The organism is Shewanella atlantica, assembly GCF_003966265.1.
Lineage (GTDB): Bacteria > Pseudomonadota > Gammaproteobacteria > Enterobacterales > Shewanellaceae > Shewanella > Shewanella atlantica.
In genome coordinates this window covers 535,270-556,589 of record NZ_RXNV01000001.1, presented here as the reverse complement: position 1 = coordinate 556,589, position 21,320 = coordinate 535,270, and the positions used below count along the sequence as shown (strand labels likewise).

Genomic DNA, 21,320 nt, shown 5'->3' with positions numbered 1-21,320 from the left:
TGATTTATGTTGATTTCAATGCTTAATTTGGTGATAAACGCTTTTTTCTGCTTTGGGAAGGTTTGAGTATTTCTCGCCTCCTTGATTTAGATCAATGTCTCTCTAAGTCATTTAAGGTCTTATAAAGGTGATCGATATCACATATGCAACTCTTGGTTGCGGGTTACTGTTGTTGGTTCGGGATTTTTTAGAGGTACGTCACTATTTCTGGGCGTCGCTTAGTTTGATTCAACCGAACCGTTACGAACATATTTAAGAGGTGTACATATGGAATTATTACCGAACTGCTATACGGATCTTTGTATCAATGGGAAGTGGTTTCATTACGATCATGGTGAGTCATCGGTGTTTATGCTCAATGGTGGAGATCCATTGACGTTTGAGTTGGAAAGCTTGCCTACAACCGAAGATGAACTGGAGCAACACTTAACGGTTATTTCAAGTAATATGTAGTCTCACCTTATCGGGTTGATATATCACTGGTTTAAAACTATAAACCAGTGATATCAGTTTTAGCCGACTGGCATTAACCACAGCACTTCTTGTATTTATTCCCACTGCCGCAAGGACACTGATCATTTCTGTTGGGTTTTTTCTCAAAACGAGTGGTTTGTGGTTTATTGAGTATGCCATCCAGATCATTGATGTTCTCATCAGCTTCCGGGTTAACCTCAATATTGGCTATTAAGTTATGTTGGCTTAAGATAGCCTCGATTTCAGCCTGGCGCTCCTTTGACGGAACCACTAATGACAATGGGTTATCACTGGTGCCCGGCTTGGCAACTCGTTTAGTGTTATAGCCAAAACTTTCATGTTTAGGCTTAGGGGTTTGACGCCCTTTAAAGAAAAATTTATCTGACATGGAACCTTCTAAAACTGCTTATACCCTTTGTATTAATAGGGATCGCGCTAAATTTAGAGTGCTTATACTATAAATATCGAGAAAAATAAATCGATAGAGGTGATTTTTGATACAAATTTATTAAGCAAGGGCTAAAGGCGCTAACTTCGTATATTTTGTCCGGAAGTGATCCACAACAAGAAGCCAAGAGAGAGAATAATTGTTGCGCTGATGGCGATGATGTAGATAAAGCCCTTCTTGCCCTGCTTTAGAGGGACACCATTAAAGTGCAGGAACAGTGTCCAGAATAGGCATAAGATAATGGGGAAAAGGAAGAATTTTGCCATATTTTATTTTTGCCTTGTACTCAGTGTGTAGGGGGTGCGGGATTAGCCTAATACTAATACCAATCGGTATATAACTCAATTTGAACACTTAATTAGCCATTAGCCATTAGCCATTTGCCATTAGCTGAAACAAAACAAGCCGCATTAGCGGCTTGTTTTGATATCGCGACAAGGCACTGTCGACTTAGGTAAATCTATACCAATGGGTATTACTCCGATACCGGCTTAGATTTAACCAGTAACTCTTCGGAAGCTTCGTCACCGGCATAAAATTGCTGCTCATTGAGTTGGCCCTCAGATTTCCCGATAACAACCGCTGTCATCATATCGCCGGTGACATTGGTACTGGTTCTTATCATGTCGATGATACGGTCGATGGCTGCGATAAATGCGATACCTTCAAGGGGTAAACCGACGACCCCCAGAGTCACAGATAACATGACCATGGCGCTTCCTGGAACGCCAGCGGTACCTACCGATGCTACCGTCGCAGTTACTGCGATTAGCATATAGTCAGTCATATCCAGTGGAATGCCATAAATCTGCGCAATAAAGATGGCGGCGATTGCCGGGTAGATACCGCCGCAACCGTCCATATTCATCGTGGCCCCTAGCGGAAGGACAAATGAACCATATTGCTTAGACACACCCATAGACTCGCTGCAGCGGGTACTGGCCGGTAAAGTACCAAAACTTGATGCGGTAGTGAAAGCCACTAACTGTGCTGGCATCGCTTTTCTGAAAAACTGAACCGGGCTGAGTTTAGCTGCGAATTTTATCAGACCACCGTAAACAAAGATGATATGTATGAGTGCAGCCAGGTAGATAGCACCAATAAACTTACCTAATGGTAATAGCGTGGATAAACCATATTCGCCGACTACCCAAGCCATCAAACCGAAGACGCCGATCGGAGTCAATTGTAAAACCATGCGGGTCAATTGAAACATGACCTCAGCCCCCGCCTCGAAAGTGCGCTTTAAGGGCTCGGCTTTCTCACCAACTTTATTGATGGCTATACCAATTAAAGCTGCAAAGACGATGATCTGAAGTACCTTTCCTTCGGCCAGAGAGGCAAAAGGATTAACGGGGATCATGTTCAACAATACTTGAGCGAACCCGGGAACATCACGTTCACGTACTTCTGTTGCAACCAGTTCCATAGAGCCACCCATGTCAATCATGGATCCAACGGTGAGGCCAATGAGTGAGGCTAGTGTTCCGGTAAACATGAACATGGCCAGAGTTTTAAAGCTCAAACGTTTCAGATTAACCTGTGAACCTAAGGAGGTAATGCTGACGACTATGGCACATAGGATTAAAGGGGCGACCAGCATTTTTATGGCGCTGATAAAGAGATCGCCCAGAGGTCTGAGGATGGTTGCCGATTCGCCAAAAATGACGCCTGTTAACGCGCCTAAAATGAAGCCCGCGAGAACTTTTTGCCAGAAGGGGATCTGTTTAATGGTTTGCCACATTATAAATTCCAATTAATTTTTATTCTTAATATTCAAAAAAGAGTTAAACGGTAATCTTTTGCCCGTTTAAAAGCCGAGGGTCAACTCATCCCTCATATAAAGGGCATTAGGCTATTATCCGAAGTTTTCATTGTATAGATAGAGTATCTTGCAAAACAAACCGATTTCGTTATAACTTATTGTGATAATTAAGTTTGTTTTAATAACTTTAACTATTAACACTTGGGTAACATAGCGTTATTGCCTTTATACATAAACAAAAAATTACTAATTTTCATTAGGTAAGCTTGAATGACAGAGTTATGGTTAATGTTTAGTGCAGCTTTTCTTGCTGCAACCTTGTTACCGGGCGGATCAGAAGTTTTACTCGTCGCTATGTTAACTGATGATAGTTCCATCTGGTTCTCTTTAGTCATAGTGGCAAGTATCGGTAATACATTAGGGGCGATAACCAGCTATTATCTTGGTACCTTAGGGCGTTTTGCACGTAGTCCCGAGGCGATGGCTAAGGGAAAGTACCGACGTTCACTCGGTCTGATCCACAAGTATGGTTATTGGGCTCTGCTCCTCTCGTGGGCTCCGGTTATCGGAGATCTTTTGTGTTTATTAGCGGGGTGGATGAAACTTCCACTGGTTAAATCGAGTCTGATGATATTAATAGGCAAGAGTATTCGCTACTTGTTGGTGGCAGCTTTAGCGCTGCATTGGTTGTAATCTTCAAAGTTGATGGTTAGGAGTATAAATTGAAAAAATGGATATTAGCTACGGCAATCACCGCGATTTTAGTTGGCTGTGCAGGCCAACAGCCGCAATCAAGTTTACCCGCTGGTGTAACATTACTCGAAACGGTTAAGGTTGAAGAGTCTCAGGTAGGAATTCCTTACAAAAAATATCTATTGTCCAACGGCTTAACCCTTATCTTGCACCAAGATAGTTCAGATCCCTTAGTGCATGTCGATGTTACGTATCATGTCGGTTCAGCCAGAGAGTTCGAGGGACGCTCCGGTTTTGCTCACCTCTTTGAACATATGATGTTTCAGGGCTCTGAACATGTCGGCGACGAGCAGCATTTTAAAACCGTGACCGAGGCGGGCGGAACCCTCAATGGTACGACTAACACCGACAGAACCAACTACTTTGAGACTGTGCCCAGTAATCAACTGGAAAAGATGCTGTGGCTTGAATCTGATCGTATGGGATTCTTCCTGCCGGCCCTGACAGAGAAGAAGTTTGAAGTACAACGTGAAACAGTAAAGAATGAGCGCGCCCAGCGAATCGATAATCAGCCCTACGGTCGCATGAGCGAGCTGTTTAATCAGGCATTCTATCCCCAGGGGCACCAATACTCCTGGCCTGTGATTGGTTGGCCGGAAGATCTGGAACGTGCCGATGTCGATGATGTGAAACACTTCTTTCAGCGTTGGTATGGTCCGAACAATGCGACGCTGACTATTGGCGGTGATTTTGATGAGCTGCAGGCTTTAGCATGGGTTAATCAATATTTTGGTGAGATCCCAAGTGGCCCGACAGTTCGTGCGGATGAAAAGCCACTAATTACACTCGACAAGACCCGTTATATTTCTATGGAGGATAGAGTCCACCTGCCTCTGTTACGCATAGGTTTCCCGACCGTCTATGCTCGTCATCAGGATGAGGCTGCACTGGATCTGCTCTCTAATATTCTGGGTGGCGGAAAAACGTCACTGTTTTATAAAAATTTAGTGAAAGACGGCTTTGCCGTTCAGGCTGGCGTGAGCCATCCTTGTCAGGAGCTGGCTTGTCAGTTCTCTATGTATGCACTGGCGAACCCCGCTAAGGGTGGACAGCTCGCGGATCTTGAAAAAAGGATGCGAGAGTCAATCAGTGAGTTTGAACAGCGCGGTGTGACCGATGAAGATCTGCAGAAAGTAAAGATTCAATTTGAGGCCAGTACTATATTTGGTCTTCAGAGTGTGTCCGGAAAAGTATCTACATTAGCGTTCAACCAGACCTTTTCAGACAACCCGGACATGATCGCTTCAGATTTGAAGCGTTATGCCAGCGTGACCAAGGCCGATGTAATGCGGGTCTTTAACCGATACATTAAAGATAAACCTATGGTCGTTATGAGTGTGGTTCCCGAGGGGCAGAGGCAGCTCATTGCTCATGAAGATAACTTTACTGCACCTGCATTAAATGTGTCTGAGGTTGCTGTTCAAGGTGTGAGTGATTATCAGCAGATCTCTTCATCTTTCGATCGCACTAAGATGCCCGAGGTTGGCGCTTCTGTGGTACTAAAATCCCCTAAGATTTGGACCGGACAACTTAAAAACGGCATTGAGGTGAGTGGTACCGAGAGTGAAGAGACTCCAACGGTTGAGCTCGTTATCTACCTTAATGGCGGACATAGACTCATTCCTGTCGATAAGGCTGGTTTGGCTGGATTAACGGCTTCTATGCTGAATGAATCGAGCCAGAAAAGAAGTGCCGAAGCGCTTGCTCAGGCGTTGGAGATGTTAGGCAGTAGCGTTAGCTTTGGAGCCAGTAGCTATCAAAGTTACATTAAGGTCACGAGTCTGACTTCTCATCTGGATGAAACCTTGGATATCGTGAGGGAGCGTCTATTTGAACCTGGGTTTAAGGCGGCTGACTTCCAGCGACTCAAGCAGCAACAGCTACAAAGTTTACAGCATATGATGTCGGATCCCGGTTATCTGGCTAATACCGCATTTGATGGATTACTCTACGGCAGTGCTAACCCTCTGGGTGTGAGCAGTAGCGGCACCTTAGCGACGGTTTCGTCTCTGACCTTAGACGATGTAAAGACGTTCTATCAGCAACAATACAGTGCGGGAAATGCCCAAATTGTGGCCGTTGGTAATCTCAATGAATCTCAGCTCTTAGCTAAGTTAGATCGCTTTTCTACCTGGAAAGGAGAGGGCTCTCAGTTGCCCGACTTAACTCAATTGCCTGAGTTGGCTGGTGGCACCATTTACATTCTGGATAAGCCTGGCGCCGCTCAGTCTGTGATCAAGATAGGTAAGCGGGCGTTACCCTATGATGCTACGGGCGACTTTTATAAATCTTACCTGATGAATTACCCGTTAGGGGGAGCATTTAATAGCCGTATCAACCTCAACCTGCGCGAAGACAAAGGCTATACCTATGGCGCAAGGAGTTATTTCTCCGGTGGGAGTGAGCTGGGTGTATTTGTCGCTCAAGCCAATGTTCGCAGTGATGTGACGTCACAGGCCCTTGTTGAATTCTTCAAAGAGATTAAAGGGTATCGTCAATCCGGGATAACCGATAAGGAACTGGCTTTCATGAAGGCTTCGGTTTCTCAAGGTAAGGCGCTCGATTACGAAACACCTTATCAGAAAGCCGGCTTCCTGCGCCGTATCCAACGTTATGATCTCGATGTTAACTTCACGGAGCAGCAGACAGAGATAACTAAGGGAGTAACCAGAGCTGAGCTTAATCAATTGGCTAAAGAGCAGTTGGATCTCGAGGAGATGGTGGTGTTAATCGTGGGAGATAAATCGACGATAGAGGCGGATATTGAAGCACTCGGCTATCCGGTGAAAACTTTAGAGTTGTAATATTCGAAATTGCCCATATATCTAGAGATATAAAATAGCGGTATCTGTAATCGATGTTCAGATACCGCTTTACTTTATGACTCAATAGAGAGTTAACTAGCTAAATAGGAAAGTTAACCATGATTGCATTGCTTTATTGAAAGTAATCCTTGGTTAGGCTGGTCTGACTCGTATAAGTAAATGATGACGAAACTAGAGAAAAAAATATTGAACTCTTTCAATGAACTGATTGGACATCTCTCCGATTCTGAGGGGCGTAATGCACTACAGGGAATGCAGCGCGGAATTGAACGCGAGGCATTGAGGATCAATAGCTCTGGGCACCTGGCTACAGATAGTCATCCTAAGGCGCTGGGTTCAGCATTAACTCACCCGCGGATCACTACCGATTATAGTGAGTCTTTACTCGAGTTTATTACTCCGGTTTTCAGTGATATAAACAGTTTGCTCGACGATCTGACCTATACCCATGCTTTCACAGTTCAGAATTTAGATAGTCAGCGTCTCTGGCCTGTCAGTATGCCTTGTTATGTGGGCGATGTAACAGCGATTCCTATTGCCGATTATGGCTCGTCAAATGCGGGTCAGATGAAGCGTTTATACCGAAAAGGGTTAACCTATCGCTATGGCGCGCAGATGCAGATTATTTCCGGCGTGCACTTCAATTTTTCTGTATCTGATACCCTGTGGGACAGGCTCTATGATTTGAGTGATACTCAAGCCTCTAAGAGTGATTTTATCTCTGAGTCATATCTGGGACTCATTCGTAATTATCGCCGTATGGTTTGGGTATTACCCTATCTGTTTGGCGCATCTCCGGCCTTGTGTAGTTCATTCATTAAAGATCAACAGACTGATATTGAATTTGAGAAGATGGGTAAGGGAACCTTGTACCTGCCTTACGCTACCTCACTTAGGATGAGCGATCTAGGATACACAAATAAAGAGCAGGAGCAGTTGGACATCAGCTATGACTCTCTCGAACAGTACCTGGAGGGCATGAATACAGCGATTAATATGCCGTCGGCTAACTTCGAGAAGATTGGCGTCAAGGTAGACGGTGAATACCGTCAGCTTAATGCCAACGTACTGCAGATTGAAAATGAGTTTTACTCACCTATCCGTGCTAAACGTGTGACTTTAGATGATGAGAAGCCTTCAGAGGCACTCGCACGAGCGGGTATCGAATATATCGAAGTCAGGGCGTTGGATGTGAACCCTTACAGCCCGGTAGGTATCGAGGCATCACAGATCCGGTTCCTCGATCTGTTTTTAATGTATTGTCTGTTAAATGAATCGCCTACATCAGATTCGGTGCAGGAAAATGAGATATCTAATAACCTTAACCGAGTAATTTTAGAAGGCCGTAAGCCAGGTCTCGAGCTATGCCGAAATGGCGATGCTGTCCAACTCTCCAGCTGGATGAAGCAGATGTTCGATGATCTGAAAAAGCTTGCGCCGTTATTCGATAATGAAGGTGAGCACCTCTATAGCGATGCCCTCGACAGATGGCAAAGTGCTGTGATTGAACCTGATTTAACTATCTCGGGTCAGATCATGAAGGAGCTCAGCAGTTCGCAGGTGGATCACGGTTGTTGGGTCAATAAGTTAGCAGAAGAGTACCATAGTGTTTTGAGTCAGTACTCTCTACCCGAAGGCATTGAGTCGAAATATCAGCAGGCGGCAAAGCACTCTATAGAAAAGCAGGCAAAGATAGAGTCTGAGTCCAGCCAAAGTTTTGAAGAGTATTTAGCGGACTACTTTAAAGATGACGGCCTCTCATATGAAAGCCCAAGGGTTGCGAGTTCGGTATGAGCCTCCGCTTCTCAAGGCGTATATTACTCCTGCTCACTAGCTTTTTACTGTTATCTGGCTGTGCTTCACAGCCAGATAGCGCTCTGCAATGTGGCATAGTTTCGGGCTACCTTGAGCCGGATGCCAATCAGGACCTTTATCGTGTTGTGGTTACCCATCTCAATGGTAAACCTGTGATCTCTAAACCTAACTATCAACTCTCTCCCGGAGTATACGAGTTTACTCTTGCAGAGTTGATTAGTTCGCCATCGCTGAAAGTAAAACTTGCCGCAAGAACGCCAAAAACGCTCTCTATAACCGTTGAAGCTGAGCAACGCTATCATCTCGGTGCTAAGTTTAATACCGACAAACGCTATCGTGGCAATGATACCGGATTCTGGCAGCCGGAAGTCTGGCTTCAGGAGGAGCATGAATGCGAGTTATCCCAGCTTGAGTGAGAGATATTATATTGTTAGCTGCAATAATCGTTAGCCATGATGCTTTATCTGTCTGTATTCCCCTTTATCGTTACTCCTTCCCGTTTTTCTGATCTGTTAATTGCTTCTTTTTTCTATCAATGTGACACTAGTGCTTTGATAATTTTTGCTCTTTGGTCTCTGCACATATGAAATTGTATTCGATTTTAATTTCAGCTTGTTTAGCGCTGTTTCTTTCGGGGTGCGCTACCTCTCCTCCTAAAGAACCCGAAAATCTATGCTCTATCTATAAAGAGAATCGCTCCTGGTATAAAGCCGCCAAGAATACTCAAGAGAAGTGGGGCGTGCCGGTGCATGTCCCTCTGGCTATGATGTATCAGGAGAGCTCTTTCAAACATAATGCCGCGCCTCCAATGGAGTATTTCCTTGGTTTTATCCCGATAGGGCGTGCCAGTGATGCCTATGGTTATGCCCAGGCAAAGACAATGACATGGGATGATTATGTCAAAGAGACGGGTAACTCCTGGTCCAGTCGAAGCAATTTTGATGATGCGATGGATTTTATGGGTTGGTTTATCTATAAAACTCACAAGATCAACGGTGTTTCGAAATGGGACGCTAGAAATCAGTACCTGAATTATCATGAAGGCTGGGGCGGTTATAAGCGTAAAACATATAACCAGAAAGCCTGGTTGATTAAAGTAGCCAAAAAAGTCGATGACAGGTCTAAGCGCTATGCGGCGCAGTATCGTACTTGTCAGGAAGATCTGGATTCATCCTGGTTATGGCGTTTGTTCTTTGGTTAGCGTTTTCTGTTATCGCCCGCTTTTAAAACTAAGCGGCTAAGCCCCGAACGAATCGGGGCTTTTTATTACCTTCAAGAGTCCCGCTACGCTAAAGTGATATTCATTCCAGCCGTATTAGGGATGAGATCGTTAAGCACATTTCTTACTGCGTTTATGATCATACATGCCGATATCAGCGACTCGAAAGGCCTGTTGGAAGTTGTTGGTGTACTCTGATACTCCGAAACTAAAGTGAACCTTTTTCATTTCACTATCCAACTCTCGTTGAATTTCGGCTAAGTCAGTCATAACCTTTTCTAAAGGCCCATGGCATATGGCAATAAACTCATCGCCACCATAACGGGCGACCAGTTGATGTTCGTGCCAGTGGCGCTTTAATACTTGCGCTAATAACCGTAAGGCGTCATCGCCGGCTTGATGGCCGCCACAGTCGTTGGTCTGTTTTAAGTTGTCTAAATCAATCAGTATTAGATAGCTGCTAAAGTGAGGCTTGATTGTCCAACTCTCGAGCCGCGCTTCGAAGCGCTGACGGTTGTAGAGAGAGGTGAGGCTATCGTAGTTGGCTAATGTCTGGATTTGTCGTGTTTTTTGATACAAGGCGATAGCGTTTTCAGCTTCATGAGTCAAAATGCTCACAAGGTTTCGGTCATAGTGCCCAAAGGCTTTTGTCGCGCTGCTGTCTAAATTGATCATCGCATACAATTTGCCATCAATCTGGATAGGGCTTGAAAGAGTAGAGCGGATAGGGCTGTCAGGAGCAGTCAGTAGGATCTCCTGCTCCGCATCGGTTAATGAACTAAGGGAGTTAATATTCTCCATATTATCAATGACTACAACTCTATCGCAGCGTCCATCGGTTAATTGGAATTCGAAAGACTGTTGAAGATGAAATTTGACGTTGCGTAACTTCTCGATATTGATGCCAACGGCAGATTCGAAGTGGAGTTGCTGACTATCTGGGTCGACTCTAATGATACTTCCCATCTCTGCACCTTCGATACTGCTAACAGCTTTTTTCAGCAGGGCATCCAAAAATGCCTGCTCATTTTTGTAGTGACTGGCCAGATTAACGAGTTCGAAGGTAGTGTCATTGATATGAACTATCTGTTGCAGATGCTGCCACAGTCGGTTTAGTCGTCCCTGATGGAAGTAGTAACTCAAGCTATAGCCCAGAGTGTAGATACTGGAAATCAAAAGCAGCTTCAACAGTAAAGCACTATCAAAACTGGAATTGAAAAATGATAGCCAGATGACGATCAAGAGCAGTAGTGGGCCGCCCAGCAGAGCAAAGTGAAACCTGAGATCTAGGCTATCTATCTGCTTTTTTTTCAAGCCGTCAGTCTCTGTCACTTTGGTTATTCTATCCATGCTAAACCCATTAATTTTGTTCAAATGGCCCTTTATTTAGGCGTTCGGAAAATAAATTGCCTGATTGTAAGTGACTGTCAGTAATTTTTTTACCCTTATGGTGATAATAAATCAAAAAAGGGGCTTTAAAAGTGGGGTGCCTCTCATTGATGATGCCAATTTATAAATACTCTTGATTTAAAAGGTTATAGATCTGTATCAATAAGTTATTTGCAGTGTAATAACTGCTAGGTGATAATTGCGGCCTGGCTTGGGGGAGCCGTTTACTCTAGGCGTTATTTATATTGTGAAGACATCCGCATATGCAGTTTCAGGAGGAAGCATAACGAGTGGTATTTCTGGCTTTTTTGTCGGAGTAGACATTCGAATTGCTGTCAAAGATTGAAAACACCAAGCTTAAAGACTTGGAATTCGCTCTTTTTGAAACTCGCATTAGAAGGTAGCTTACGTATATAATGCGCACAAAAATAAAAGTAATACCCTACATAAGGAATAAAAATGAGCAAACCATTTGTTGCTGTGTTAATGGGATCTGATTCAGATCTACCTACCATGCAAGCTACCCTAGATGTGCTAAAAACATTCGATATTCAATTTGAAGCTAAAGTCACATCGGCTCACCGTACACCCGCTGCTACTCATGCATACGTTACTGATGCAGAAGCACGTGGCTGTAAGGTCTTTATCTGTGCTGCTGGTCTCGCGGCTCATTTAGCGGGCGCCGTTGCCGGTATCACTACTCGTCCGGTTATCGGTGTACCTGTCGATTGTGGTCCATTACAGGGTCATGATGCACTTTTATCAACAGTGATGATGCCTGGCGGCGTACCTGTTGCTACTGTGGCTATCGGCAGTGCCGGAGCGAAAAACGCAGGTTATTTAGCCGCGCAGATGCTTGCCGTTGGTGATGATGTATTAGCCCAGAGAGTTAAAGAGGAGCGCGCTTCATCCGCCGAAGCTGTTCAGGCTAAAGATGCCAAGCTTCAAGAGAAGCTAGCTAACGTTTAAGCTGATTGAATTGATTAAGTAACGCCATCGAATCTTAGGTTCGATGGCGTTTTTTATTGGCTGTTTTTACTCATTGATATGGGTGCCTAAGGCTTCCCTTAAGGTCGGATAAAAATACAGTAAGCCCTCGATAGGTTGCACCTTGGCTCTTGCCAGTGTTCTGATTGGTTGAAACTGTAGATCTGCAATAACCAGATGTGTACCCGTCAGTTTTAACTTTCCTATCAGTCTATTTAATGCGGCCAAACCCCCAGCATCGAGAATCGATACGCCATCCATATAGAGAACGACGGTCCGCTTGTGTTTGGCGAGCAGGGTTATCTCTGAAAAGATAGCGTCTGCTGCGGCAAAAAATAGTGGCCCGTTAATTTTTAAGACAAGCCAATGGTCCGCAACGGGTTTATCGATATATCTTCTATTTTGGCTGATATCGTAAAGCCTTGTCATCTCGGCTATCTCTTTCATAAATAGCAGTGCTGCCAACACTATTCCTACGGTGATGGCGATTACCATGTCAAAGATCACTGTGAGGGAGAAACAGGTGAGAAAGACAATGATGTCACTACGAGGTGCAGATTTGAGCAGATGAAGCGCTTTGGGGGCTTCGCTCATGTTCCAGGCCACGACTAAGAGCAGCGAAGCCATCGCCGGCATGGGCAGATAAGCCAGAATGTTGGCGAGAGAGAGCAAGCCAAGCAAGAGCACCAGAGAGTGAATGATGCCAGATATCGGACTATAGGCTCCGGCTTTTACGTTGGCTGCACTTCTGGCTATGGCAGCTGTTGCGGGGATCCCACCGAAAAAGGGGGCGATAATATTACCTATTCCTTGGCCAAGAAGTTCGCTGTTTGCACTATGGCGTTTACCTGTCATGCCATCTAAAACCACTGCACACAAAAGTGATTCAATGGCACCGAGCATAGCGATGGCGAAGGCGCTGGGAAGCAGCGCCTGAAGCATCCCCCAACTCATTCCCAGTGGAGAGCCATCTGCACTATTTTGTAACCAGGGGAGTTCGAAGGTGGGCAGAAAGGGGGGGATCCCCATACCCATTCCGCCATCAGCTAATGTGTAATGAAAACGCGTCCCTATGGTCTCAATTTCTGCACCATAATTGTTTAATAGTAAGGCCAGTAAACTACCTACTATGATCGCGGGGAGGTGGGACGGGATCTGTGTCTTTAGTTTTGGCCAAATCAGCATGACCAGTAATGTGACTAGTGCAACGACAGTGCTGGGCCCATCGGCTGAAGGCATCGCCAATATCAGGGTATGAACCTTATCGGCAAAATGTTCCGGAAGGCTAGCGCTCGAAAGTCCAAAGAAATCTTTAAGTTGCAGAACCGCTATGACCACACCTATGCCGCCGGTAAAGCCTAGTGTGACAGGTTCCGGAATATATTGAATGAGACGGCCAAGCTTTAACAGAGACATCATCACTAAGATCACCCCTGACATGACCGTAGCCATAAGCAGCCCCGCTAAGCCAAACTCCTGAGCTATAGGATAAAGCAGGACAACAAATGCGGCTGTGGGGCCGGAAATACTATATCGGGAACCGCCGGTCAGGGCGATAATAAAGCCTGCCACAATAGCGGTATAAAGGCCGTATTGAGGAGGAACTCCACTGGCGATGGCGAGTGCCATCGCTAATGGTATGGCAATTATCCCGACCGAGATACCGGCAAGAATATCCTGTTTAAGGTTTTTCAAGCGGTAGCCATTTTTTATACAGGAATGATATAACGCATGGCCGAGTGTTAATGAGAAAAGATGGGCTCTGTGTGGCACGTTTAATCGCCTTGAGTGAAGTTGGGGTATGGGTTGGTAAAGCAGTAAACACCTATAGCCATGGGGAGGCAGGTGTTCAGTGAAGCTGGTGTTATGTGATGCAGGTGATATTCATATTCTTTGGTACGTATTGTTGCTAAATGTTGTTGGTAAGTATTGTGAGAATTGAACTGTTTGTATCAGCAAAAAGTAGCACAAAACGTGATTTGAAAATGTGACATGCCGCACTCACATTTTTATAGTGTGATAAATATTGATATTTGCGACAGTTGTCTGTGGCTATGGCTTGGTCTAGCCATTAATGACTAAGATTTGAATTGCAAAGATTTGAATTGCAAAGATTTGAATGAGCCGTGACAAGAAATTTGAACTATGTTTAACCCTTTCTTCATACTTTGCCGTTTATAGCTATAAGCGGATTAACCCCTTGGCTATAAAACCGGGGTAAACCAAGCTGTAAACTTCTGTTAGGCTTATATCTATAGGTATTAGATAGACAAATTTGTGCCGGGAAGGCAAACTTTCCAACAGGAATGAATCTATGTTTGCCTTCGTATGTTGCGGGATGAGCGAACTGAATTGAAGATAGCTTGGAGAGATGCGTGGCTGAAGCGTTAGAGCAGGAGAAGTCTACAGAAGCAGAGGCTGATCAACGTTTGATGTTGCAATATGCAGCAGGGGATCCATTGGCTTTTGAATCACTGTACCTGAAGCATAAAGGTGGCTTGTATCGTTATTTCGTTCGCCAAACGGGCGATCAGCAACTAGCCGAAGATCTGTATCAAGAAACATGGGGCCGTGTGATAAAGGCGGCTGCGAGTTATGAGACCAGCGCCAAATTTACAACCTGGTTATATCGTATCGCACATAATTTGTTGATAGATCATGTCCGGGCTGTGAAGCCGGTCGATCTGTTCAGTGATACCTTCAGTGAAGAGCAAGAGTGTGACAACCTGATGCCCTCGGATCAATTTTCTCCCGATAACGCCATGGAGGAGAATATCAAAGCCAAGCTGCTTAAACGGTGTATCGACTTGTTGCCCACGGTGCAAAAAGAGACATTTTTACTCAGCATGGAGGCGGGGTTTACCGCTGGCGCTATAGCAGAGATTGTAGACGTGACACTTGAGGCGACAAAAAGCCGGATTCGATACGCAAATAAAGCACTGAAAGAGTGTGTGATGAATAAATGGCAGGAGGTCGACAATGAAAGATGAACACACAGATAAACCTGCCGGGTTCGACGCAGAACTTCAGCGATGGTATCGAAAGATAAAGCAGGAGCAGCCTGGCCCCGAGCTGGATGAGAAGATCATCGCGATGGCGAAACAAGCGACAGATGGGGCAGCGAAAGATAATGTGGTGAGAGTGGAACATAGTTTTTGGCGTCAGTATCGCTGGCCACTGTCTTCTGCAGCCTCGGTGATGTTGGTTGTGACCTTGCTACTCATCAATCCCGATGCGCCTCAGGATGTATTGCGTGATGATGCTATGCCTATGATGATGCAGATGAATGAGCCTGTGGATGTTCAAGGTGGTGAGGAGCAGGCTCTAAAGGCTGTTGCACCAAGAAGTATGTCGGTGGAGCCAGATAGGGAGATTGGCGAGGGGAGTGCTGACATCAACGGAGCCGTTACCGAGCAAGTGACTTCGCAAGCTTCTGAGCAACAGAACCAGAAGGGAGCCTCTTACCGACTTAGTGATACCGTTGAAAAACAGCCAAGGTTAATGAACGAGTCGACGCAACGTGAAGCGGTTATCAGTGCCAAGCAAGCATTGAATCATTTAGAACAGCTGGTGGAGAGCAAGCAGTGGAGTGAGGCTAAAAAGCTTGCTCTTAAGATAGAGACGCAGTATCCGCAGCTAAATGAACCAAGTCATCCTCAGCACCAAAGTTGGAATGAGCTGCAGGCATTACTTAAACAACACTAGCTAGCTTTTATCTGAAACAGGCAGCTATCGTTTGGTTGCTGTCTGTTTACTTTTTCATGTAGTGCTGACGAAGTTCAGTCGGAAATTTCTCTATCGCATATCTGAGCATGACTCTCGGCATCTGCTTATTATGTTGATTTAAAAATTCCTCCAACCTTGCTCGGTCTCGCTTACCTACCTCTCTGAGCATCCAACCCACGGCTTTGTGTATAAGATCTTCTGGATCTGTCAGCAGCAGCTCACTGAGTTTGAGTATGTCATCGAAATCATCGTGCCTGATAAAACAGAAACAGCTGATAACCGCGACGCGGCGTTGCCAGAGTGTGCCGCTGTTGGCCAGTTGATATAAGCGCTTTCTTGAACGTTGGAGCAGATAGGGGCCGACTATTTTATGGGCCGAGCAGTCTACGATATCCCAATTGTTGATAAAGGCATGATTGGCCAGATAGAGATGGTATATCTCCTCTCTGCCTGTTTCATCGGCCCTGTTAAAGTTGTCAACTAAGGCTAATGTGGCGAACAGGCGGGTCTCATGAAATTCACTGCGAATAAGCTCGGTAATGGTATCGAGGGCCAGAGGTGACAGGGCCTTAACTTGGGAACGGATGACTGGCACTCTGATACCGATAAACTTATCTCCGGCGCCGTACTCTCCTGGAGCGGTTTTAAAGAAACCTTGAGCGTGTCGGGCAATATGGGGATCACCCAGCTCCAAAAAGTGAGCGGTTATTTCAGCGGCATTCATAGTTACTTTGCTCATTATTACCATAGCTTTTTATTACCATAGTTCTTTAAACCAATCCCAGAGGCCAAGGGAGCTTCCCTCGAGTAGATCGATCCCCAATGCCGATTTGAGTATGTATAGGGTAAACAGGCCCAGCGATACGCTGATGACTAGAAAAGTGATAATCAACCCCGCAAACATCAGGAGTGAGGCGTGTTTCTCCCGACGTGTATAGGCCCTTCGGTTTTTTCCCAACAGAAAGACATAATAAAATCGCCACGGAACGAAGGCGATGGCGAACGTACCTCTTCTATCAATAAAATGTTTCCCCCAGGTTCGATCGCCCAAGGCAACCCTGAAGCCCTGAAGCTGTTTATCTGAGTAGCTGTCTGCTATGTCATCGGGGAGTTTATCGAGTAACTTTTTAATGACCGGATCTTGTCTGACAGGGGTCGATTGCTCATCGTTAAAATGTTCAATATCTTCAGATATTGAACTGGATTGACTCACTTTATCCTCATTACTTTCCATCTATGAGTCCGCTTTTGGCCCTATCGTATACAGAGTATAGCTAGGGAGTCAGCTTGGGAATAAACAGGCAGAGATAACTTGTACACATTTGCTAATAATTATTGTGCAATATTTTACTGTTGCTTTAAGAAAAGTTTGCTACCTTGTTGACCTTAAAATTGTAATTCCAAAAATTTATTTAATAAGAATAACGAGCTACTAATGAAACTTCGCCTCTCCTTTGTCTGCACTTTATTAGCACTCGGCAGCCTGAGCGCACCCAGTGCTTTTTCATCCGGATCGGAAAATTTAGGTTATTACCGTGCCCCGGCCCTGAGTGATAACACTCTTGTCTTTACCGCCGAAGGCGATCTCTGGACTAAAGAACTGTCCCAAAGCCGAGCTCAAAGACTCACCAGTCTACCAGCCGAAGAGTTGGGTGCCAGCATCTCAAAAGATGGTCAATGGGTGGCTTATGTGGCTAATTATGAAGGTGCCAGCGAAGTTTATGTCATCCCCGTCGCTGGTGGAAAAGCCAAACGTGTTAGCTTCGAAAACAGTCGGGTCCGGGTACAAGGTTGGACCGCCGAGGGAGAAGTGCTCTACGCCACCGATAATGCCTTTGGCCCTGCAAACTACTGGGTCTTAAGAACGGTTAACCCCGAGACGTTAATGACGACCGATCTGCCGCTGGCCGATGCCATAGAAGGGGCTATCGATGATAGCGGTGAGTATCTCTATTTTACCCGTTTTGGGCTGCAAGCTACGGGAGATAACGCGAAAGTATATCGGGGGGGGGCTAAGGGCGAGTTATGGCGATTTAAACTGGGCTCGAAACAGGAAGCCGAACTCTTAACCGCTGCTCACTCTGGCTCTGTTCGTCAGCCTATGCTGTGGGATAACCGCCTCTATTTTGTGAGTGATAGCGATGGTAATGACAACATCTGGTCAATGATGACAGATGGTCAGGGTCTGAAGCAGCATACCCAATTTACTGACTGGCAGGTAAGAGGGGCGCGTTTAGATAAGGGACGTATCGTATTTCAGCAGGGCGCGGATATAAAACTGTTCGATATTGCGGCCAATGAAACCCGTGTATTAGAGATCGACCTGGTCTCAGACTTCTCTCAGCGACGTGAGCATTGGGTCAACAGCCCGATGAAATATGCGACATCTACACAAGTATCTCCAGCTGGCGATAAAGTCGTTATCACCGCCAGAAGTCATGTTGCCATCGCCGGTGTTGATGGATCGCGTCTGGTCGAGATTGCTCTTCCCGGAAATAGTCGTATTCGAGCCGCCGTAATGAGTCCTGACAGCCAGTGGATCTATGGGATCAGTGATGCGTCCGGTGAGCAGGAGATCTGGAAGTTCCCGGCCGATGGGAGTCAAGGGGCCAGGCAGTTAACCAAAGATGGTAAGACGCTTAGAATGTCATTGAGTGTTTCACCCGATGGACGTTACATCGCCTCGGATGATTATGATGGCAATCTCTGGTTGTTAGATCTAAAGAAGAATCGCAGTAAGAAGATCATCACGCAAGGCGAAGGATTAGGCCCTTATGCTGATGTAGTATGGTCAGGCGATAGCCGATTTATTGCCATAACCAAATCTGAGCTGGGTAAACCCAGACCTCAAATTGTGTTGTATTCACTGGATGAAAACCGCAGTGAAACGGTGACTAGTGATAAATATGAATCCTATTCCCCAGCCTTTAGTAGTGATGGTAAGTGGTTATATTTCTTATCTAATCGTCAGTTTACTGCGACGCCAACCTCACCATGGGGCGATCGCAACATGGGACCTATGTTCGATAAGCGTAGTGAGATTTTCGCCATCGCACTGGACAAGAGTGCCAGCTTTGCGTTCCGTAAACCTAATGAACTCATGCCTACAGAGCCTGACAAGAAGTCAGATAAAGACGCCGATAAGGTTAGCGTTGACTGGAAAGGGCTTAATCAACGCCTATGGCAAGTGCCGGTCGGTTCAGGTAATTACTCAAAACTGAGTCTCAAAGAGGACAGCTTATATCTTTTAGACAGGGCATCGGGACGCAGCAGTAAGCCTGGCCTGAAAGTGGTTAAGTTCGATCCCTTAAGCCCTAAGGTCGAGACATTCGCCAAAGATGTGGGGGATTATGCGCTCTCTGCCGATGGGAAGAAAATATTCATACGCAAGCACAGCGACAGTGGCAAAGAGATGCTGATTGTCGATGCGGTTGATAAACTGCCTAAAGAGTTGAAAAATGCCAAAGTGCAAACCGGGCAGTGGCAGCTCGCTATCGAGCCACAACTTGAGTGGCAGCAGATGTTCGAAGATGCCTGGTTGATGCACAGAGACTCCTTCTTCGATAAGACGATGCGTGGCTTGGACTGGCAGGCAACCAAGGCTAAGTATCAGCCATTGGTCGACAGGCTAACCGACAGGCATGAGCTGAATGACATCTTCAAGCAGATGATGGGCGAGTTGGACTCGTTGCACTCACAGGTGCGCGGAGGCGATCTGCCTAAAGACAGCAAGATGGCCAAGGCATCGAGTCTCGGGGCTCGCCTCGAACAGACTAAGTCTGGCGTGAAAATATCTCATATTTACCAGAATGATCCTGAGCTTCCGGCACACTCATCCCCATTGGCCAGGGTCGAAGTCGATGCTGAAGTGGGCGATATTATTCTGGAGATCAATGGCAAGTCGGTCGCCGATGTAGCCGATGTGACGCGCTACTTAAGAAACCAGTCTAAAAAGCAGGTACTGCTAAAGCTCAAACGTGGCAAGAAGCTGCATAAGACCATAGTCATGCCCGTTGATACCAGAGTCGACGCCAAGCTCAGATACTTAGATTGGGTTAATCACAATAGCAATAAGGTCACACAAGGCAGTGAGGGTAAGATTGGCTACCTGCACTTGTACGCGATGGGCAGTGGTGATATCGCCAGTTTTGCACGTGAGTTTTACGCTAACTTTGAAAAAGAGGGGCTGATTATCGATGTGCGTCGTAACCGAGGCGGCAACATCGATAGCTGGATTATCGAGAAGCTATTGCGTCGTACCTGGGCATTTTGGCAACCAACCCGTGGTACGCCAAATGCCAATATGCAGCAGACTTTCCGTGGGCATCTTGTGGTGCTTACCGATCAGCTGACCTACTCGGATGGTGAAACATTCTCTGCCGGCATCAAGGCATTGGGTGTCGCTCCTTTGATAGGAAAGCAAACGGCGGGAGCGGGTGTTTGGTTATCCGGCCGTAATTCGCTGACAGACAAAGGCATGGCTCGGGTGGCCGAGTATCCGCAGTATGCAATGGACGGACGTTGGGTTCTGGAAGGTCGGGGGGTTAGTCCGGACATAGAAGTCGATAACCTACCATATGCCACATTCACAGGTGGCGACGCTCAATTACAAAAGGCTATTTCATATCTCAAGGATGAACTGATCCAACAGCCGGTAATGCCATTAAAGGCGTTACCAATATCATCAGATGGAATGGCTGAGGATATTAAGTAAAAATTTGTGTTAAACAGGCGCTCACCACGTCTATAGCAAGTACCTTTAGGGGGTTACCGGCCGAGCAGTTCCCAGGCTTTTAACCCCCATTTTTATCTCCGATAGAGCCATATTTCTTCCAGCATCTTTGCTACCTCATCCATTTGATTCATAGGTCCTTTACTCAAGGATATTGGCTATTTTGTGCCTGAAAAATTAAATCGCTGCTAAAGTTAACTCAGTCTGATTGTTGGAGGTTAAGGATGAAGAGTTTACCTAAACAAGCGCCAGAGTCCCTATACTCAGTTGTCATTAAGGCGATTGCACTTTGTACTTTACTGCTCTCCTCTTTCGTGACTCTTGCCGATGAGAGTAAGTTACGGATCGCCGTGGGCGGTTTCTATTCAATATCTGATTCGGGAATGGAGGTGACCAGCCCCTTAACCGATGAGAACTTTGAGCTGGATTTCGAATCAGATCTCAAGTTGACTGAAAGTGAATTTCTGCCATCTTTTTCCATGTCATACTGGTTTAATGGACATCACGGGATCTACCTGGATTGGAAGCGATTACACCGTGATGCCACAAACCTGAATATAACCACCCCCTTCGAATATGAGCACCCGGAAACCGGGGATAAATATTTAGTGCAGTCAGGCAGCGTGATCACCACAACATTTAATGTCGATATTGCCCGCATTGGTTATGGCTATGATTTTTACCGCGATGATGAATGGGACTTGATACTGACTGCGGGCCTGCATGTGATGTGGTTTGAGCTGGGTTTTTCCGGAGATATCGCGGCTTGTGTCGACAACAATTGTGGCTCGGTGGAGCTCGACCCCGACAACATAGTATTCACCGATGCCACGGCGCCTCTGCCGGATATCGGTATCGTTGCAAATTATCAGTTTGCCGATGGTTGGAAGCTGGGGACACAGGCTCAATATTTCTATCTGAGTTTAGATAACATTAGCGGTCGTTTGGTCGATCTGAGTGTTGGCGTCGAGTATAGCTTCAGGGATAGTTTTGCCACCGAGCTCTCTTATAAATATTACAAAGTATCGGCGGATATTGAAGGTGATAATTCTACTCTGAAGCTTCATTATAGCTTTCGTGGGCCCATGTTAACGCTCTCTTATACGTTTTAACTTTGACGTTCTGTTGCTTAATGAAGCATAGGAATTTAGCTGTTGTTCAAATTTACCTTTGATAAGAAACTGAGT

At 45.7% G+C, this 21,320-nt stretch carries 18 protein-coding genes; 11 read left to right on the top strand and 7 right to left on the bottom strand.

Annotation, left to right across the window (positions count from 1 at the left end; translation table 11 throughout):
• Positions 1-267: 267 nt before the first annotated feature.
• Complete coding sequence (locus EKG39_RS02325) at positions 268-453, top strand: hypothetical protein (protein ID WP_126503851.1); 186 nt, start codon at positions 268-270, stop codon at positions 451-453.
• 73 nt (positions 454-526) lie between these two features.
• On the opposite strand, the gene EKG39_RS02320 is transcribed toward EKG39_RS02325, so the two are convergent.
• The 3 genes from EKG39_RS02320 to EKG39_RS02310 form a co-directional block, all read right to left on the bottom strand.
• Positions 527-862 carry a PBPRA1643 family SWIM/SEC-C metal-binding motif protein gene (locus EKG39_RS02320; RefSeq protein WP_126503849.1) on the bottom strand — a complete coding sequence of 112 codons (336 nt, stop codon included), beginning with the start codon at positions 860-862 and terminating at the stop codon, positions 527-529.
• Between the two features lie 140 nt (positions 863-1,002).
• Positions 1,003-1,188, bottom strand: a complete 186-nt coding sequence (locus tag EKG39_RS02315) for a hypothetical protein (RefSeq protein WP_126503847.1) — start codon at positions 1,186-1,188, stop codon at positions 1,003-1,005.
• Positions 1,189-1,397: 209 nt separating this feature from the next.
• Positions 1,398-2,669: a dicarboxylate/amino acid:cation symporter gene (locus tag EKG39_RS02310; protein WP_126504698.1), complete on the bottom strand. Its 1,272-nt coding sequence runs from the start codon at positions 2,667-2,669 to the stop codon at positions 1,398-1,400.
• Between the two features lie 288 nt (positions 2,670-2,957).
• Here EKG39_RS02310 and EKG39_RS02305 point away from each other — a divergent pair, with 288 nt between their 5' ends.
• From EKG39_RS02305 to EKG39_RS02285, 5 genes are all read left to right on the top strand, one after another.
• The gene (locus tag EKG39_RS02305) at positions 2,958-3,380 is read left to right on the top strand and encodes a YqaA family protein (protein ID WP_126503845.1); all 423 of its coding nucleotides are present in this window, start codon (positions 2,958-2,960) and stop codon (positions 3,378-3,380) included.
• A gap of 29 nt (positions 3,381-3,409) precedes the next feature.
• Positions 3,410-6,244 carry a M16 family metallopeptidase gene (locus EKG39_RS02300; RefSeq protein WP_126503843.1) on the top strand — a complete coding sequence of 945 codons (2,835 nt, stop codon included), beginning with the start codon at positions 3,410-3,412 and terminating at the stop codon, positions 6,242-6,244.
• A 180-nt stretch (positions 6,245-6,424) separates the two neighbouring features.
• Complete coding sequence (gshA, locus tag EKG39_RS02295; RefSeq protein ID WP_126503841.1) at positions 6,425-8,059, top strand: glutamate--cysteine ligase; 1,635 nt, start codon at positions 6,425-6,427, stop codon at positions 8,057-8,059.
• A complete protein-coding gene (locus EKG39_RS02290) occupies positions 8,056-8,496 on the top strand; it encodes a hypothetical protein (protein WP_126503839.1) in 441 nt (146 codons plus the stop codon). The genes gshA and EKG39_RS02290 overlap by 4 nt, the downstream gene beginning before the upstream one ends.
• A gap of 167 nt (positions 8,497-8,663) precedes the next feature.
• Positions 8,664-9,281, top strand: coding sequence for a transglycosylase SLT domain-containing protein (locus EKG39_RS02285; protein ID WP_126503837.1), 618 nt, complete (start codon positions 8,664-8,666; stop codon positions 9,279-9,281).
• Positions 9,282-9,410: 129 nt separating this feature from the next.
• On the opposite strand, the gene EKG39_RS02280 is transcribed toward EKG39_RS02285, so the two are convergent.
• Positions 9,411-10,649 (bottom strand): sensor domain-containing diguanylate cyclase, encoded by a 1,239-nt coding sequence (locus EKG39_RS02280; RefSeq protein ID WP_126503835.1) that lies wholly within the window; start codon positions 10,647-10,649, stop codon positions 9,411-9,413.
• A 498-nt stretch (positions 10,650-11,147) separates the two neighbouring features.
• Between EKG39_RS02280 and purE the strand changes: the two genes are divergently transcribed.
• The gene (gene purE, locus EKG39_RS02275; RefSeq protein WP_126503833.1) at positions 11,148-11,657 is read left to right on the top strand and encodes a 5-(carboxyamino)imidazole ribonucleotide mutase; all 510 of its coding nucleotides are present in this window, start codon (positions 11,148-11,150) and stop codon (positions 11,655-11,657) included.
• Between the two features lie 66 nt (positions 11,658-11,723).
• On the opposite strand, the gene dauA is transcribed toward purE, so the two are convergent.
• Positions 11,724-13,448: a C4-dicarboxylic acid transporter DauA gene (dauA, locus tag EKG39_RS02270; protein WP_126503831.1), complete on the bottom strand. Its 1,725-nt coding sequence runs from the start codon at positions 13,446-13,448 to the stop codon at positions 11,724-11,726.
• 602 nt (positions 13,449-14,050) lie between these two features.
• On the opposite strand from dauA, the gene EKG39_RS02265 reads away from it, so the two are divergent.
• Together EKG39_RS02265 and EKG39_RS02260 are read left to right on the top strand one after the other, a co-directional pair.
• Positions 14,051-14,665, top strand: coding sequence for a sigma-70 family RNA polymerase sigma factor (locus EKG39_RS02265; RefSeq protein ID WP_126503829.1), 615 nt, complete (start codon positions 14,051-14,053; stop codon positions 14,663-14,665).
• On the top strand, positions 14,655-15,380 hold the full coding sequence (locus EKG39_RS02260) for a hypothetical protein (RefSeq protein ID WP_126503827.1): 726 nt from the start codon (positions 14,655-14,657) through the stop codon (positions 15,378-15,380). Before EKG39_RS02265 ends, EKG39_RS02260 begins: the two co-directional genes overlap by 11 nt.
• Before the next feature lie 46 nt (positions 15,381-15,426).
• On the opposite strand, the gene EKG39_RS02255 is transcribed toward EKG39_RS02260, so the two are convergent.
• The gene (locus EKG39_RS02255) at positions 15,427-16,140 is read right to left on the bottom strand and encodes a DNA alkylation repair protein (RefSeq protein ID WP_246028396.1); all 714 of its coding nucleotides are present in this window, start codon (positions 16,138-16,140) and stop codon (positions 15,427-15,429) included.
• Positions 16,141-16,158: 18 nt separating this feature from the next.
• Positions 16,159-16,635 (bottom strand): hypothetical protein, encoded by a 477-nt coding sequence (locus EKG39_RS02250; RefSeq protein ID WP_126503825.1) that lies wholly within the window; start codon positions 16,633-16,635, stop codon positions 16,159-16,161.
• A 201-nt stretch (positions 16,636-16,836) separates the two neighbouring features.
• On the opposite strand from EKG39_RS02250, the gene EKG39_RS02245 reads away from it, so the two are divergent.
• Entirely contained in the window at positions 16,837-20,115 is a 3,279-nt protein-coding gene (locus tag EKG39_RS02245) for a S41 family peptidase (protein ID WP_126503823.1), read from the top strand.
• A 242-nt stretch (positions 20,116-20,357) separates the two neighbouring features.
• Entirely contained in the window at positions 20,358-21,245 is an 888-nt protein-coding gene (locus EKG39_RS02240; RefSeq protein WP_246028395.1) for a DUF481 domain-containing protein, read from the top strand.
• Positions 21,246-21,320 lie beyond the last annotated feature (75 nt).

Bases quoted from the DNA above. Each gene is read 5' to 3' on its own strand.
- EKG39_RS02255 (WP_246028396.1), bottom strand. From the start codon at position 16,140: ATGAGCAAAGTAACTATGAATGCCGCTGAAATAACCGCTCACTTTTTG.
- EKG39_RS02280 (WP_126503835.1), bottom strand. From the start codon at position 10,649: ATGGATAGAATAACCAAAGTGACAGAGACTGACGGCTTGAAAAAAAAG.
- EKG39_RS02320 (WP_126503849.1), bottom strand. From the start codon at position 862: ATGTCAGATAAATTTTTCTTTAAAGGGCGTCAAACCCCTAAGCCTAAA.
- EKG39_RS02260 (WP_126503827.1), top strand. From the start codon at position 14,655: ATGAAAGATGAACACACAGATAAACCTGCCGGGTTCGACGCAGAACTT.
- EKG39_RS02290 (WP_126503839.1), top strand. From the start codon at position 8,056: ATGAGCCTCCGCTTCTCAAGGCGTATATTACTCCTGCTCACTAGCTTT.
- EKG39_RS02240 (WP_246028395.1), top strand. From the start codon at position 20,358: ATGAAGAGTTTACCTAAACAAGCGCCAGAGTCCCTATACTCAGTTGTC.
- EKG39_RS02325 (WP_126503851.1), top strand. From the start codon at position 268: ATGGAATTATTACCGAACTGCTATACGGATCTTTGTATCAATGGGAAG.
- EKG39_RS02245 (WP_126503823.1), top strand. From the start codon at position 16,837: ATGAAACTTCGCCTCTCCTTTGTCTGCACTTTATTAGCACTCGGCAGC.
- EKG39_RS02250 (WP_126503825.1), bottom strand. From the start codon at position 16,635: ATGGAAAGTAATGAGGATAAAGTGAGTCAATCCAGTTCAATATCTGAA.
- purE (WP_126503833.1), top strand. From the start codon at position 11,148: ATGAGCAAACCATTTGTTGCTGTGTTAATGGGATCTGATTCAGATCTA.
- EKG39_RS02305 (WP_126503845.1), top strand. From the start codon at position 2,958: ATGACAGAGTTATGGTTAATGTTTAGTGCAGCTTTTCTTGCTGCAACC.
- gshA (WP_126503841.1), top strand. From the start codon at position 6,425: ATGATGACGAAACTAGAGAAAAAAATATTGAACTCTTTCAATGAACTG.
- EKG39_RS02285 (WP_126503837.1), top strand. From the start codon at position 8,664: ATGAAATTGTATTCGATTTTAATTTCAGCTTGTTTAGCGCTGTTTCTT.
- EKG39_RS02315 (WP_126503847.1), bottom strand. From the start codon at position 1,188: ATGGCAAAATTCTTCCTTTTCCCCATTATCTTATGCCTATTCTGGACA.